The sequence below is a fragment of the Streptomyces actuosus genome (assembly GCF_016921115.1).
Lineage (GTDB): Bacteria > Actinomycetota > Actinomycetes > Streptomycetales > Streptomycetaceae > Streptomyces > Streptomyces actuosus_A.
Map to the genome: position 1 here is coordinate 53,673 of NZ_JAFFZS010000031.1, position 14,920 is coordinate 68,592.

Annotated in this window: 11 protein-coding genes, 1 pseudogene and 1 riboswitch; of the genes and pseudogenes, 6 read left to right on the forward strand and 6 right to left on the reverse strand. The window is 71.0% G+C overall.

The window, feature by feature from the left end; translation table 11 throughout:
- Positions 1–108: 108 nt before the first annotated feature.
- The 6 genes and pseudogenes from JS756_RS28325 to JS756_RS28350 all read left to right on the forward strand — a co-directional run bounded on the left by JS756_RS28325 (position 109) and on the right by JS756_RS28350 (position 7,378).
- Entirely contained in the window at positions 109–1,494 is a 1,386-nt protein-coding gene (locus JS756_RS28325; protein ID WP_205386081.1) for an HD-GYP domain-containing protein, read from the forward strand.
- Positions 1,491–2,755, forward strand: a pseudogene (locus tag JS756_RS28330) (HD-GYP domain-containing protein). The gene JS756_RS28325 and the pseudogene JS756_RS28330 overlap by 4 nt, the downstream one beginning before the upstream one ends.
- A gap of 122 nt (positions 2,756–2,877) precedes the next feature.
- The gene (locus JS756_RS28335) at positions 2,878–3,858 is read left to right on the forward strand and encodes a tetratricopeptide repeat protein (protein WP_205386083.1); all 981 of its coding nucleotides are present in this window, start codon (positions 2,878–2,880) and stop codon (positions 3,856–3,858) included.
- A gap of 76 nt (positions 3,859–3,934) precedes the next feature.
- On the forward strand, positions 3,935–4,585 hold the full coding sequence (def, locus tag JS756_RS28340) for a peptide deformylase (protein WP_205386084.1): 651 nt from the start codon (positions 3,935–3,937) through the stop codon (positions 4,583–4,585).
- A gap of 322 nt (positions 4,586–4,907) precedes the next feature.
- Complete coding sequence (gene cyc1, locus JS756_RS28345; RefSeq protein WP_205386086.1) at positions 4,908–6,005, forward strand: epi-isozizaene synthase; 1,098 nt, start codon at positions 4,908–4,910, stop codon at positions 6,003–6,005.
- The gene (locus JS756_RS28350; protein ID WP_205386087.1) at positions 6,002–7,378 is read left to right on the forward strand and encodes a bifunctional albaflavenone monooxygenase/terpene synthase; all 1,377 of its coding nucleotides are present in this window, start codon (positions 6,002–6,004) and stop codon (positions 7,376–7,378) included. The genes cyc1 and JS756_RS28350 overlap by 4 nt, the downstream gene beginning before the upstream one ends.
- 135 nt (positions 7,379–7,513) lie before the next feature.
- Here JS756_RS28350 and JS756_RS28355 read toward each other — a convergent pair whose 3' ends face one another.
- The 6 genes from JS756_RS28355 to JS756_RS28380 all read right to left on the reverse strand — a co-directional run bounded on the left by JS756_RS28355 (position 7,514) and on the right by JS756_RS28380 (position 14,646).
- A complete protein-coding gene (locus JS756_RS28355) occupies positions 7,514–8,527 on the reverse strand; it encodes a ribonucleotide-diphosphate reductase subunit beta (protein WP_205386088.1) in 1,014 nt (337 codons plus the stop codon).
- On the reverse strand, positions 8,527–10,902 hold the full coding sequence (locus JS756_RS28360; protein WP_205386089.1) for a ribonucleoside-diphosphate reductase subunit alpha: 2,376 nt from the start codon (positions 10,900–10,902) through the stop codon (positions 8,527–8,529). Before JS756_RS28360 ends, JS756_RS28355 begins: the two co-directional genes overlap by 1 nt.
- A gap of 122 nt (positions 10,903–11,024) precedes the next feature.
- Positions 11,025–11,149: riboswitch (cobalamin riboswitch) on the reverse strand.
- A gap of 52 nt (positions 11,150–11,201) precedes the next feature.
- Positions 11,202–11,708: a GNAT family N-acetyltransferase gene (locus JS756_RS28365; RefSeq protein ID WP_205386090.1), complete on the reverse strand. Its 507-nt coding sequence runs from the start codon at positions 11,706–11,708 to the stop codon at positions 11,202–11,204.
- 134 nt (positions 11,709–11,842) lie between these two features.
- Entirely contained in the window at positions 11,843–13,453 is a 1,611-nt protein-coding gene (mctP, locus tag JS756_RS28370) for a monocarboxylate uptake permease MctP (RefSeq protein WP_205386091.1), read from the reverse strand.
- On the reverse strand, positions 13,450–13,716 hold the full coding sequence (locus tag JS756_RS28375; protein WP_205386092.1) for a DUF3311 domain-containing protein: 267 nt from the start codon (positions 13,714–13,716) through the stop codon (positions 13,450–13,452). The genes mctP and JS756_RS28375 overlap by 4 nt, the downstream gene beginning before the upstream one ends.
- A 165-nt stretch (positions 13,717–13,881) precedes the next feature.
- Positions 13,882–14,646, reverse strand: a complete 765-nt coding sequence (locus JS756_RS28380; RefSeq protein ID WP_205386093.1) for a GntR family transcriptional regulator — start codon at positions 14,644–14,646, stop codon at positions 13,882–13,884.
- Positions 14,647–14,920: the final 274 nt, after the last annotated feature.

Here is a 14,920-nt window from a genome sequence, read left to right on the forward strand (position 1 = left end):
ACCGCTGTCACCCGAACGTGCTAATCCGTGGGTCATCCACCCGCGGTCCTCCCCCTCACCGCCCTAGGCTCCCGATTCCGGTACGCCGTGGTCAGGGGGGAGGGGCGCGTGGAGACGGTTCCACCGCGGGTGCGCGCCTACGTCGCCTGCATTGCCGCGTGCGCGTCCGTGCTCCTGCTGCCGCTGCCGTCCGCCCGGGGTGCCGGAGAGACGGTGGCGCTGCTGGCGGTGCTGTACGCCGCGGGCGAGCGCACCGCCCGGCGGCACCTCGCCGGAACGTTCTACCCCGTGCTCCTGGCCGGTGCCTTCCTGCTGCCCCCACCCGCTGCGGCCCTCGTCGCGGTGCCGGGGGCGCTGCTGTCCCCCGGTGCAGGGCGGGTCACGCCGCTGCGGCGCGTGTGGCGGGGCGCGCAGCTCGTCGTCGCTCTGTGGGCCGCCGCCCGCGTGCACGGGGCGCTCGGCGGGCGGGCCGCCGTCACGGCCGCCGACTTCCCCGCGGTGCTCGTCCCGGCCGGGGCGGCCGTGCTGGCGTTCTGCCTCGTCCTCGCCACGCTCGACGCGGCCGTCCTCGCGCTCGCGCAGCACACGCCCCTGCGGCGGACCTGGCGCACGGTGTTCCCGAGCTTTCCCGCGCCGGTCGCGGTGCACGGGCTGGCGGGGCTGATGACGGCCGTGCTGTGGAGCAGTCGGCACGGGCCCGTCGCCGCGCTGCTGGTGCTGCTGCCGATGTACGTGTCGGGGTGGGTGTTCGCCCAGGCCCACCGGGAGCGCACCGCCCATCAGGAGACGATCCGGGCGCTGGTGCAGGCGGTCGACCTCAAGGACGGCTACACGCGCGGGCACAGCGAGCGCGTCGGACGGGCGTCGGTGATGATCGCGCGGGAGCTCGGCCTGGACGCCCAGCGGGTGGAGGTGCTCCGCTTCGCCGGCGTCCTGCACGACGTGGGCAAGCTCGGCGTCCCCACCCGGCTGCTGCGCAAGGACGGTCCGCTCACGCCCGAGGAGCGGCGCGTGATCGAACTGCACCCGGAGTACGGGCACGAGATCGTGCGCGGCATCTCCTTCCTCGGCGAGGCCCGGTCGGCGATCCTGCACCACCACGAGCGCCTCGACGGCAGGGGTTACCCCTACGGCCTGGCCGGCCCGCAGATCCCGGAACCCGCCCGGGTGGTCGCCGTCGCCGACGCGTTCGACGCGATGACCTCCACCCGCTCCTACCGGCGGGCCCGCCCGGTGTCCGCCGCGCTGGAGGAGCTGAGGCGGTGCGCGGGCGCGCAGTTCGACCCGCGGATGGTGGACGCCCTGGTCCGCGCCCTGGGCCGGCACGGCTGGCACCCGGCCGTCACCTCCGACGAGCCCCACCCGCCCCGTCCCCGCACCCCCGCCGCCGGTACCGCACCCCCGCCCACGACACCCGCCGGCCCGGAGCCCGCCGGCCCGCTCACCGGCCCCGCAGGTCCCGACGCGATGCCCGGCCCCGGAGGGGGCCGATGAGCCCTCGGCACGAGGGCGCCCCCCGTCGGTTGCCCCCACTGCTCGTCCTCGTCAGGGCCTCGGCGGGGCTGCTCGTCGCCGGCTGCCTGGCCGGCACCCTGCGCAGCGGGCCGGCCGAGCCGTCCGTCGCCCTGGCCTTCGGCCTGCTCGTGCTGCTCGGGGAACTGACCCGGTGGCGCGGGCCCCGGCTGCGTCAGGCCGCGCCGCTCGGAGCCGCCGGGGCGCTCGCGTACGCGCTGCTGGGCGAGTACGCCGGGCGGCCGACGCACCACGGGGTCGCTCAGGTCGTCGCGGTCGTGTCCGCGGCGTCCGTGCTGGGCAGCGTGCCGCACATCGCGTGCGGCCGGAGCCCCACGCTGGACCACCTGGCCCGCCGGGTGCTGACTGCGGCGTTCGCCGCCCTCTGCTTCCAGCCGCTGTACGACCGGGGCCTGCTCGACACCCTGGCCGGCCCCGCCTACGCCCTGCTCCTGCTGACGCTGACGGCCCTCACCGCGCTGTGCGACGCCGTCCTGGCGGCGGCTCTCGCCCGCGCCCGCACCGGGTGGCCGTTCGGCCCGCAGCTGCGGGACGAGCTGCGGGCGCTGGCCGGCATCGGCCCGGCCGTCTGCGCGACCGGCGCGGTGATGGCGCTCGCGGTGGCCGTGGCGGGGATGTGGGCGCTGCCCGTGCTCTGCCTGCCGCTGCTGCTCGCCCAGCTGTCCTTCCGCCGGTACGCGGCCGTGCGTGCGACCTACCGGCAGACCATCGCCTCCCTCGCCCGGGCCACCGAGATCGCCGGGTACACCCCCGCCGGGCACGCCCGCCGCGTCGCCGCGCTCAGCCGGGCGGTGGGGCGGGACCTGGGTCTGCGCGAGACGGAGCTGACCGTGCTGGAATACGCCGCCCTCATGCACGACATCGGCCAGCTGAGCCTCGTCGATCCGGTGCCGGCCGGGGCGACCGCCGGCCTGCCGCAGGCCGAGCAGCAGCGCATCGCCCTGCTCGGTGGCGCCGTCGTCCGGCGGACCGGGGTCGATCCCCGGGTCGCGACGGTGGTGGAGCGGCAGGCCGACCCCTACGCTGAGCAGCCGGTGGCGGCGCGGATCGTGAGGGCGGTGAACGCGTACGAGGAGAGGACGCGGGAAGCCGGACCCTGCGGGGCGCCGGCCGCACTGGAGGAACTGAGGCTCGGCACGGCGGGCGACTATGCGCCCGACGTGGTGGAGGCACTGGCCCGGGTCCTGGCCCGGTCCGTCTGACGCTGCCCGCGGCTGGGTAACCCATGGGTAATGAGCGCCCTTCCGACCGTACGTGGTTGGATGCGAGGGAGAAGCGAGGGAGAGGGTGTCCGGGGGCACAGGCCAGCCCACTTTCCGGAACCGGAACTGGCAGGCGGGAATCGTGAGGATCTTCGGCAAGGGACGGCACCGGCCCTCCGCCTCCTGGCGGCAGGCCACCGACCGCGCGTTCACGCTGATCGGCGACGGCCGCTACGAGGACGCGGGAGCGCTTCTGACCCGGGCCGCGGATCTGGAGCCCTGGCTGTCGGAGTCGTGGTTCAACCTCGCCCTGCTCCACAAGTTCCGGCACGACTGGGAGCAGGCGCGCACGGCGGGTCTGCGTGCCGTGGCGCTGCTCGACCGGGAGACCGGGGCGCCCGACTGGTGGAACGTCGGCATCGCGGCGACCGCGCTGCAGGACTGGCCGCTGGCGCGCCGGGCCTGGCAGGCGTACGGGCTGCACGTGCCGGGAGGGGCCGCGGCCGCCGGAGAGCCGGTCGGCATGGACCTGGGCAGCGCGGCCGTACGGCTGTCGCCCGAGGGCGAGGCCGAGGTGGTGTGGGGGCGGCGGCTCGACCCCGCGCGCATCGAGGTGCTGTCCATCCCGCTGCCGTCGTCCGGCCGGCGCTGGGGCGAGGTCGTCCTGCACGACGGGGTGCCGCACGGGGAGCGCACCACCTCCGCCGGGCACTCCTACCCGGTCTTCGACGAGATCGAGCTGTGGGCGCCCTCCCCGGTCCCGACCTGGGTGGTGCTCATCGAGGCGGCCACCGAGGCCGACCGGGACGCGCTGGAGCAGCTGGCCGCGGACGCCGGGTTCGCGGCGGAGGACTGGTCGTCGTCGGTGCGGCTGCTGTGCCGGACGTGCTCGGAGTCCCGGATGCCGGCGGACGAGGGCGACGGCGTCCACCTGGACCCGCACGACCACAGCGAACCGGGGCACCCCGGCCCGCTCGGGCACCGCACCGACGGGCAGCTGTGGGTGCCGGAGCGGGAGTGCGGCGTCGCCGCCCCGGCGTCGCTCGTGCGGGGACTGCTGGACGGGTGGGTCGCCGACAGCCCGGAGTCCCGGGACTGGCGCGACCTCGAAGAGGTCTGCTGAGCGCCCGCCGGAGCGGCGCCCCCTTTAGGCTGTACTCGCAGAAATTTCCAGGCTTGCAGGAAGGCGTACGTCGGTCATGGCGCAGCAGGACACCGATCAGCAGCACGCGGGCGTGCTCCCCGTGGACGACGAGGGCTTCGTCATCGACTCGGAGGACTGCGAGGAGCGCGAGCAGGCCTACCGCGAGCGCGGTACCTCTCGGCCGATCACGGTGGTGGGCAACCCCGTGCTGCACAAGGAGTGCAAGGACGTCACCGAGTTCGACGACGAACTGCTGAAGCTGGTCGACGACATGTTCGCCTCGCAGCACACCGCAGAGGGCGTGGGGCTGGCCGCCAACCAGATCGGCGTGGACCTGAAGGTCTTCGTCTACGACTGCCCGGACGACAACGGCGTCCGCCACACCGGAGTGGTCTGCAACCCGAAGCTCGTCGAACTGCCCGCGGACCTGCGCCGCCTGGACGACAGCAACGAGGGCTGCCTGTCCGTGCCGACCGCCTACATGCCGCTGGCGCGCCCCGACTACGCCGAGGTGACCGGGCAGGACGAACGGGGCAATCCGATCAAGGTCCGCGGCACCGGCTACTTCGCGCGGTGTTTGCAGCACGAGACCGATCACCTGTACGGCTACCTGTACATCGACCGGCTCTCCAAGCGCGAACGCAAGGACGCGCTGCGGCAGATGGCCGAGAACGAGCCGCGCTACCCCGTGGTCGCCAACGACTGAGGAACCCCCGGGCCCACCACGGCCCCTCAAGGCCCGCCCGCACCGCTCCTGTTCACCTGTCTCCGGGAACCCCTCGGCCGAACAGGGGCCGTGCTGCGGGCCGTTCGTCTGTTCGTCGCGTGTTCGATCCCGTGCGCACACGTGATGATCCACAAGCAGTCACATAGAGGGAGATTCTCGGCACCCGGGGGTAGTGAATGAAGCAAATCCGTTCCCAGGGCGGTCAGTTGTGGTGCTGAATGGGAAGTGCGGGGATACGCAACGGCGCACGCCCGGTACGGCAGGAGGGCGTGTGTCCACGGGCGGCTGAGAGGGGTAGTTCGTGCACGCTTTCCCATACGGCACCACATACGGCGCCACGGCGGCACCGACCCGGGTGGCTGTGCCGCCGTCACTGGCACTTCCGGCGATCGAGGCGGCGTTTACCCGGCAACTCCATCCGTATTGGCCGAGGCTCCAGGAGAAGACCCGGACCTGGCTGCTGGAAAAACGGCTCATGCCGGCGGACAAGGTCGAGGAATATGCCGACGGCTTGTGCTACACGGACCTCATGGCGGGCTACTACATCGGCGCCCCCGACGACGTCCTGCAGGCCATCGCCGACTACAGCGCCTGGTTCTTCGTCTGGGACGACCGCCACGACCGGTACATCGTCCATCACCGCACCGATGCCTGGGACGAGCTCCGCCGCACGCTGCACGCGGCTCTCGACTCCCCCCGGGCCCATCGGCACCACGACGACCCGCTGGTCGCGGGACTGGCGGACAGCGTGGGGCGGTTGTACGCGTTCCTGTCCGGCAACTGGAACGCCCGGTTCGCACGGCACTTCCACGCGGTGATCGAGGCGTACGACCGGGAGGTCCGCAACCGCATCGGGGGAGTCGTCCCCACGGTCGAGGAATACCTGGAACTGCGCCGGCTCACCTTCGCGCACCGGATTTGGACCGACCTGCTGGAACCGAGCGCGGGCTGCGAACTTCCGGAGCGGGTCCGGAAGAACCCCGCTTTTCGGCGTGCGGCTCTGATGAGCCAGGAATTTGCCGCCTGGTACAACGACCTGTGTTCGCTCCCCAAGGAAATAGCGGGCGACGAGGTGCACAATCTCGGAATCAGTCTCATCGCCCATGAGGGGCTGACGTTGGAACAGGCCGTCGATGAAGTCCGGCGGCGCGTCGAGAAATCAATATCCGAATTCTTGGAGGCCGAACGGGACGCGTTGCGTTTCGCCGACGGCCTCGCCGACGGTACGGTTCGCGGAAAGGCCCTGAGCGTCGCCGTGCAGGCTTGTGTCTCGAACATGCGGAACTGGTTCAGTTCCGTCTACTGGTTCCACCACGAGTCCGGCCGCTACATGGTCGACAGCTGGGACGACCGGTCCGCGCCCCCGTACGTCAACAACGAAGCGGCAGGTGGGAAATGACCGTCGAACAGGCGACGCCCGAGACGACCGAGCCGCAGGCGCCCGATCTGCGCGAACCGCCCCTCGCGGGCGGAGGGATCCCGCTCCTCGGCCACGGCGGGCAGCTGCTGCGCGACCCGCTGGCCTTCATGTCCCAGCTGCGCGACCACGGCGACGTCGTCCGCCTGAAGCTGGGCCCGAAGGCGGTCTACGCCGTCACCACCCCGGAGCTGACCGGCGCGCTCGCGCTCAGTCCCGACTACCACATCGCCGGGCCGCTGTGGGAGTCGCTGGAGGGCCTGCTCGGCAAGAAGGGCGTGGCCACGGCCAACGGGCCGCAGCACCGGCGTCAGCGGCGCACCATCCAGCCCGCGTTCCGGCTGGACGCCGTCCCGGCCTACGGGCCGATCATGGAGGAGGAGGCGCACGCGCTCACCGAGCGCTGGAGCGCCGGCGGGACCATCGACTGCACTTCCGAGTCCTTCCGTGTCGCCGTGCGCGTCGCGGCGCGCTGTCTGCTGCGCGGCGACTACATGGACGAGCGGGCCGAGCGGCTGTGCAACGCCCTCGCCACCGTCTTCCGCGGCATGTACCGCCGGATGGTGGTCCCGCTCGGTCCGCTGTACAACCTGCCCCTCCCGGCCAACCGTGAATTCAACCGGGCGCTGGCCGATTTACATCTCCTCGTCGACGAGATCGTCGCCGAACGGCGGGCATCTGGTCAAAAGCCGGACGATTTGCTGACGGCGCTGCTGGAAGCAAAGGACGAAAGCGGCGACCCCATCGACGAACAGGAGATCCACGACCAGGTCGTCGCGATACTCACCCCGGGTAGCGAAACCGTCGCTTCCACGATCATGTGGTTGCTTCAGGCACTTGCCGAACATCCGGAACACGCGGACAGAGTCCGTACGGAAGTCGAATCCGTCACCGGCGGTCGGTCGGTCGCATTCGAGGACGTCCGCAAGCTCAGGCACACCGGCAATGTCGTGGTCGAGACGATGCGTCTGCGCCCGGCCGTTTGGATTCTGACGCGGCGGGCGGTCACCGAGACGGAACTGGGTGGCTATCGCATTCCGGCCGGGTCCGACATCGTGTACAGCCCCTTCGCGATCCAGCGCGACCCCAGGTCGTACGCCGACAACCTGGAGTTCGACCCGGACCGCTGGCTTCCGGAGCGTGTCAAGGACGTGCCGAAACACGCCATGCACCCCTTCGGCGTGGGCAATCGCAAGTGCCCCAGCGACCACTTCTCGATGGCCCTGCTCAGCCTGATCACGGCGGCGCTGGCGACGAGGTACCGCTTCGAGCAGGTGGCCGGGTCCGACGACACCATCCGGGTCGGGATCACGCTGCGCCCGCACAACCTGCTGGTGGAGGCGCTTCCGCGGTGACGTGAGCGGCGCCGGGCCGCCTGCGGTCCCCGGCACACGCGCCGGTGGGCCTGGCGCTCCGGCGCTCGTGGACCCGTTCCACGAGCGCCGGAGCGACCGCCGGCTCCGCCGGACCGGGCGGGGCGTGACCGGGGCTCAGAAGTCCTCGTCGAGGTCGACCGTGCCCTCCACCGCCACCTGGTACGCCGACGGGCGCCGCTCGAAGAAGTTGGTCAGCTCCTGAACGCCCTGCAGTTCCATGAAGGCGAAGGGGTTCTCCGAGCCGTGGACCGGCGCGAAACCGAGCCGCGTCAGACGCTGGTCGGCGACGCACTCCAGGTACTGCCGCATCGACGCGGTGTTCATGCCCGGCAGCCCGTCGCCGCACAGGTCGCGCGCGAACTGGAGTTCGGCCTCGACCGCCTCGTTCAGCATGTCCGTGACCTGCTGCCGAAGCTCGTCGTCGAAGAGTTCCGGCTCCTCCTTGCGGACGGTGTCCACGACGTCGAAGGCGAACGACATGTGCATCGTCTCGTCGCGGAACACCCAGTTGGTCCCGGTGGCCAGACCGTGCAGCAGACCCCGGCTGCGGAACCAGTAGACGTAGGCGAAGGCGCCGTAGAAGAACAGGCCCTCGATGCACGCGGCGAAGCAGATCAGGTTCAGCAGGAAGCGGCGGCGTTCGGCCCGGGTCTCCAGCCGGTCGATCTTCTCCACCGAGTCCATCCAGCGGAAGCAGAACTGCGCCTTCTCGCGGATCGACGGGATGTTCTCGATCGCCGCGAAGGCCGCGGTGCGCTCCTCGGGGTCGGGGAGGTAGGTGTCCAGCAGCGTCAGATAGAACTGGACGTGCACGGCCTCCTCGAACAGCTGGCGCGACAGGTACAGGCGCGCCTCCGGGGAGTTGATGTGCTTGTAGAGCGTCAGCACCAGGTTGTTCGCGACGATCGAGTCGCCCGTCGCGAAGAACGCCACCAGGCGCCCGATCAGGTGCTGCTCCCCGGGGCTCAGCCTGGCCAGGTCGGCGACGTCCGAGTGGAGGTCGACCTCCTCGACGGTCCAGGTGTTCTTGATCGCGTCCCGGTAGCGCTCGTAGAAGTCCGGGTAGCGCATCGGGCGCAGCGTCAGCTCGAAACCGGGGTCGAGCAGGTTCTGGGTTCGGGAGCTCATCACTGACAGGCCTCGCAGGACTCGGGGTTCTCCAGGGAGCAGGCGACGGCCGCTTCGGGGGCGGCCTGCTGCACGGGCACGGTGGCCTGCGCCCGGGCGGCGCGGGCGATGCGCGTCGCAGGGCGCGAGCGCAGGTAGTACGTCGTCTTCAGCCCGGACTTCCAGGCGTAGGCGTACATCGAGGAGAGCTTGCCGATGGTCGGCGTCTCCAGGAACAGGTTCAGGGACTGGGCCTGATCCAGGAACGGGGTGCGGGCCGCCGCCATGTCGATCAGGCCGCGCTGCGGGATCTCCCACGCCGTGCGGTACAGCTTCCGCACCTCCTCGGGGATCCAGACGAAGTCCTGCACCGAGCCGTTGGCGTCCCGCAGGGCCTCCCGGGTGCGGGCGTCCCACACGCCCAGGCGCTTGAGGTCCTCCACCAGGTAGGAGTTGACCTGGAGGAACTCACCGGACAGCGTCTCGCGCTTGAACAGGTTGGACACCTGCGGCTCGATGCATTCGTAGACCCCCGCGATCGAGGCGATCGTCGCGGTCGGCGCGATCGCCAGCAGCAGCGCGTTGCGCAGGCCGACGGCGGCGATCCGCTCGCGCAGCGCCGCCCAGCGCTCCGGCCAGGCCGGCTCGACGCCGTAGTGGTCGGGGTGCAGCACGCCACGGGCCGTCCGGGTGCTGTCCCAGGCGGGCAGGGGCCCGTTGCGCTCGGCGAGGTCGGCGGAGGCCTCGTAGGCGGCCAGCATGATCCGCTCGGCGATCCGGGTGGACAGCGCCTCGGCCTCGGGGGCGCCGAAGGGCAGGCGCAGTTTGAAGAACACGTCCTGCAGACCCATCGCGCCCAGGCCCACCGGGCGCCACCGGGCGTTGGAGCGGCCCGCCTGCTCGGTCGGGTAGAAGTTGATGTCCACGACCCGGTCGAGGAAGGTCACGGCGGTGCGGACCGTCTCGTCCAGGCGCTCCCAGTCGATGCCGGTGCCGGTCACGAAGGCGCCCAGGTTCACCGAGCCCAGGTTGCAGACCGCCGTCTCGCCGTCGTCCGTGACCTCGAGGATCTCCGTGCAGAGGTTGGAGGAGTGGACGACGTGGCCCGGCTCGGCCGTCTGGTTGGCGGTGCGGTTGGCGGCGTCCTTGAAGGTCATCCAGCCGTTGCCGGTCTGCGCGAGCGTGCGCATCATCCGCCCGTACAGCTCGCGGGCGGGCAGGGTCTTCCTCGCCAGGCCCTTCGCCTCCGCCGCACGGTACGCCGCGTCGAACTCCCCGCCCCACAGGTCGACCAGCTCCGGGACGTCCGCGGGCGAGAACAGCGACCACGGCCGGTCGGCCTCGACCCGGCGCATGAACTCGTCCGGGATCCAGTGCGCCAGGTTCAGGTTGTGCGTACGGCGGGCGTCCTCGCCGGTGTTGTCCCGCAGCTCCAGGAACTCCTCGATGTCGGAGTGCCAGGTCTCCAGATAGACCGCCGCGGCACCCTTGCGCCGGCCGCCCTGGTTGACGGCGGCGACCGAGGCGTCGAGGGTCTTCAGGAACGGCACGATGCCGTTGGAGTGCCCGTTCGTGCCGCGGATCAGCGAACCGCGGGAGCGGATGCGGGAGTACGACAGCCCGATGCCGCCGGCGTGCTTCGACAGCCGCGCCACCTGGTGGTAGCGGTCGTAGAGGGAGTCCAACTCGTCGAGCGGGGAGTCCAGCAGGTAGCAGGACGACATCTGCGGGTGCCGTGTGCCGGAGTTGAACAGGGTGGGGGAGGAGGGCAGGTAGTCGAGGCGGCTCATCAGCCTGTAGAGCGCCGCGACCTCGTCGACCGAGCGGGGGGTGTCGTCCTCGGCGAGACCGGCGGCGACGCGCAGCAGGAAGTGCTGGGGCGTCTCGACGGCCTTGCGGGTCAGGGGGTGTCGGAGCAGGTAGCGGGAATGCAGGGTGCGCAGGCCGAAGTAGCCGAAGCGGTCGTCGGCGTCCCCGTCGACGAGGGCGTCCAGCCGTTCGGCGTGCAGCCGTACGAACTCCGCGGTCCGGTCGGCGATGAGCCCCTCGCGGTGGCCGGTCGCGATCGACTCGGTGAAGGTCGTCACGCCCTGCGAGGCGGCCTCGTCGCGGATGGTGAGGGTCAGCAGCCGGGCGGCGAGCCGGGAGTAGGCGGGGTCCTCGGAGATCAGGCCGGCGGCGGCCTCCGTGGCGAGTTCGCGCAGCTCCGCGAGGGCGGCCTGCCCGCCGGCCCGCGCCGACCGGCCGCGCAGGGCCGCGGCGGCCACCCGGCCGGGGTCGGCGTCGGGGAGGTCGGCGGTGAGCTCGGTCAGGGTCCGCAGCAGGGCGGTTCCGGGGCCGTCGGTCTCCTCGGGCACCGGGCCGGCTGAAGCCGGTTCGGCTGGCGCGATCGTCACGTGGGGCTCTCCCTCGCTCGGCACGGGGCCTCGGCGAGGGAAGGGGGGCAGCACGAGCGCACACGGCGTCGCGTCCACCGGCCCATTCCACGAGGCCCGGACGTCGGAGCACACCGGCCGGACGGCCGGGTGCGCTGTCGGCAGGTCCTCGGACTGACTCCCGTGCGCGGACACGCACAGGTACACCGTTGCGGGACAGTTCCGGATTCGCACCGGATTCCCCTGCGGCGACAGCGAGCATGAGCATACATCTTGTGCTGGGCTGTGGTGTCACCCCCAGATGTTGTGTTGCTCCCGTCTCAGAGCGTCAACTCGTACGTGAGCAGCGTGAGGTCGGGGACCTCCGGGAGGGGGCTCCAGTCCCGGCCCGGGGTGCGGACGAAGCCCAGGCGTTCGTAGATGCGGTGGGCGGTGCGCATGGCGGACTGGGTCGACAGGACGATCCTCGTGCGGTCGCCGGTGGCGCGGGCCCGGTCGATGCAGGCCCGCACCAGGGCCTCGCCCGCGCCCCGGCCGCGCCCGGCGCGGGCGACGGCCAGCATCCTGATCTCGGCCTCGCCGGGCCGGGCGATGTCGGCCATGGGGCCGCCGTCGGGGACGAACGTGATGCCGCCGAGCAGCCGCTCGCCCTGAACGGCGACCAGGACCTCGGCGGCCGCGGCGCGTTTGCCGACGTCGCGCAGTGCGCCGAGGTAGGCGTCGCTCGCGCCGAAGTCGAGGAGTCCGTCGCCGAGGTAGGCCTGGGCGGTGATGTCGCCGAGTGCGGCGTATTCGCTGGGTTCTGCGGCCCGGATCACGATGTCCATGCCGACGAGTGTGGACGACGGCGGGCCGCCGGTCATCGTGCTGTCCGGCGGCCCGCTGCGATCGGTCCTGGTGGCTCACGCGGCTCACGCGGCTCTCAGGGTCTGTCCGGTTCCCCGCGCGCGGTGCGGTCGGCTCAGTGGGCGCTCTCCGCGGTGGCCGGTGGGAGCTCCACCTGGACGCCCGGGTCGCCCGCGTCGGCCGTGTAGTCGTCCGCCCGGGTCTCGTCGACGCCCTCGGGGGCCTTCAGGGCCTTCAGGACGAAGGTCAGGACCACCGTGACCGCCACGTTCAGGACGAACGCCGTCAGGCCGATGTAGCCGATCTCCCCGATGCCCGGGATCTCCTTCGACGAACCGCCGAAGTGCTTCTTCGTCGGCGAGGCCACCCCGTACGCGGCGACCGTGCCGTACACCATGCCGACCGCCCAGCCGGCCAGCAGCGCCCAGCGATGGAACCACCGGGTGAACAGGCCGCCGACCAGCGCCGGGAAGGTCTGCAGGATCCAGATCCCGCCCAACAGCTGGAAGTTGATGGCGACCGTCTTGTCCATGGTCAGGACGAAGACCAGCGCGCCCACCTTCACCAGCAGCGACACGATCTTGGAGACCCGGGTCTCCTGCGCGGCCGTGGCGTCCGGCTTGATGAAGTCCTTGTAGACGTTGCGGGTGAAGAGGTTCGCCGCGGCGATCGACATGATGGCGGCCGGAACGAGCGCGCCGATGCCGATCGCCGCGAAGGCCACGCCGGCGAACCAGGACGGGAACATGTCCTCGAAGAGCTGCGGGATCGCCAGCTGGCCGTTGGCGACGTCGATGCCGTCCGCGATCGCCATGAAGCCCAGCAGCGCCAGCAGGCCCAGCATCAGCGAGTAGAGCGGGAGGATCGTGGTGTTGCGGCGGATCACCTCGCGGCTGCGCGAGGACAGGGTCGCCGTCACCGAGTGCGGGTACATGAACAGGGCCAGGGCGGAGCCGAGCGCGAGCGTGGCGTATCCCCAGTGCCCGGCGGGCGCCGGAAGCAGACCGCCCTTGCCCGCCGCGGTGAACTTCTCGCCCGCCTTGGCGAAGATGTCGTCGAAGCCGCCCAGCTTGATCGGGATGTAGATGATCGCCACGGCGATGACGATGTAGATCAGGGCGTCCTTGACGAACGCGATGAGGGCCGGTGCGCGCAGCCCCGACGAGTAGGTGTACGCGGCCAGCACGCCGAAGGCGATCAGCAGCGGCAGGTCCTTCACGAACCAGTTGCTGTTCTCACCGCCGCCGACGCCCATCACGTCCAGCACCGCCTGGATGCCGACCAGTTGGAGCGCGATGTACGGCATGGTCGCGAGGATGCCGGTCAGCGCCACCGCCAGCGACAGGCCCTTCGAGCCGAACCGGCCGCGGACGAAGTCGGAGGTGGTCACGTAGCCGTGCCGGTGCGAGACCGACCACAGGCGCGGCAGGAACGTGAAGATCAGTGGGTAGACGAGGATCGTGTAGGGCACCGCGAAGAAGCCGGCCGCGCCCGCCGCGTAGATGGCCGCCGGGACCGCGACGAACGTGTACGCCGTGTACAGGTCGCCGCCGAGCAGGAACCAGGTGACCCAGGTGCCGAAGGACCGTCCGCCCAGGCCCCATTCGTCGAGGCTGTGCTGGTTCTCGGCCTTGCGCCAGCGTGCGGCCAGGAATCCCATGGCCGTCACCAGCAGGAAGAAGAAGACGAAGACGCCGAGCGCTACGCCGTTCACGCCGTCCTTCACTCGCCGGCACCACCCTTCTGCGAGGCCCGGGCGCGCTGATCACGGCGCCACAGCTGGTGCGCGACCACGGTGAGTGCGGTGGCGATGACCACCCACAGCATCTGGTACCAGTAGAAGAAGGGGATCCCGATGAACGCGGGATCCGTCTTGGCGTACGAACCGACCCACAGCATCGCCACGAAGGGCGCGATCAGGCAGAGGGCGATGACGACGCGCACCGGCGTCACCACCTGCCCTCCGGAATCCTCTGGGGCTTGTGACATCAGGCGGCTCCGTCCCCTCGCTGATCACCTGTGCAAGCGCAGGCAATGTAGGTGACGGATAAAGCCCTGCGGAAGACCCCGTCCGCACATCTGCTCGGAAAATCCGGCCGACGGGCGAAGGCGGGGCTCCGCAACTCCTGTTCTCTGCCCTTTTTCTGAGGGTGCCTAATCCTGTGGACGTTTCAGGCGCGCGACGAACTTGTACCGGTCGCCGCGGTAGACCGACCGCACCCACTCGACCGGCTTGCCCTCCTTGTCCACGGAGTGCCGGGAGAGCATCAGCATCGGCAGGCCCACGTCGGTGCCGAGCAGGCCGGCCTCGCGCGGGGTGGCCAGCGAGGTCTCGATGGTCTCCTCGGCCTCGGCCAGATGGACGTCGTAGACCTCGGCGAGGGCGGTGTAGAGGGACGTGTACTTCACCAGCGACCTGCGCAGCGCGGGGAAGCGCTTGGCGGACAGGTGGGTGGTCTCGATGGCCATGGGCTCGCCGTTGGCCATGCGCAGCCGCTCGATGCGCAGCACCCGTCCGCCGGCGCCGATGTCCAGCAGCCCGGCGAGGCGGTCGTCGGCGGTGATGTAGCCGATGTCCAGCAGCTGCGAGGTGGGCTCCAGGCCCTGGGCCCGCATGTCCTCGGTGTAGGAGGTCAGCTGCAGCGCCTGCGAGACCTTGGGCTTGGCGACGAACGTGCCCTTGCCCTGGATGCGCTCCAGCCGGCCCTCGACGACCAGCTCCTGGAGCGCCTGCCGGACGGTCGTGCGCGAGGTGTCGAACTCGGCGGCCAGTGTCCGCTCCGGCGGCACCGGGGTGCCGGGAGCCTGTGTCTCCGTCATGTCGAGCAGGTGCTTCTTCAAGCGGTAGTACTTGGGCACGCGCGCGGTACGGACGGTCGCCCCGGCCTCGTTCTCCGCACTGCTGACGTCGGTGCTCATGCTCTGCCTTCCCGGCCCTCGGTGCCGAAGCGACCGACACCCCATCGGCCGCGGCTCACATCGTGGCACGGCTTCGTGTGTGGGGGACCGCGGTGGGTTCCTCCGCACGCTCCGTGATCCCCTCTGTATACCCCCACCCTCTCCTTTGGTCTAGTCCATAAGGCAATGGTCTACCCGGGTGCATTCCTCGCGGTGGAGGTCTTTCTGGTCGCTGAAAAAAGAAAAGTCCCTGCATATCGCGGTCCCATAACGGACGACACGGGGCCCCTCGAAC

Excerpts from the sequence above, each read along its gene's own strand:
- def (WP_205386084.1), top strand. The coding sequence starts at position 3,935 with ATGGCGCAGCAGGACACCGATCAGCAGCACGCGGGCGTGCTCCCCGTG.
- JS756_RS28350 (WP_205386087.1), top strand. The coding sequence starts at position 6,002 with ATGACCGTCGAACAGGCGACGCCCGAGACGACCGAGCCGCAGGCGCCC.
- JS756_RS28355 (WP_205386088.1), bottom strand. The coding sequence starts at position 8,527 with ATGAGCTCCCGAACCCAGAACCTGCTCGACCCCGGTTTCGAGCTGACG.
- JS756_RS28365 (WP_205386090.1), bottom strand. The coding sequence starts at position 11,708 with ATGGACATCGTGATCCGGGCCGCAGAACCCAGCGAATACGCCGCACTC.
- JS756_RS28375 (WP_205386092.1), bottom strand. The coding sequence starts at position 13,716 with ATGTCACAAGCCCCAGAGGATTCCGGAGGGCAGGTGGTGACGCCGGTG.
- JS756_RS28380 (WP_205386093.1), bottom strand. The coding sequence starts at position 14,646 with ATGAGCACCGACGTCAGCAGTGCGGAGAACGAGGCCGGGGCGACCGTC.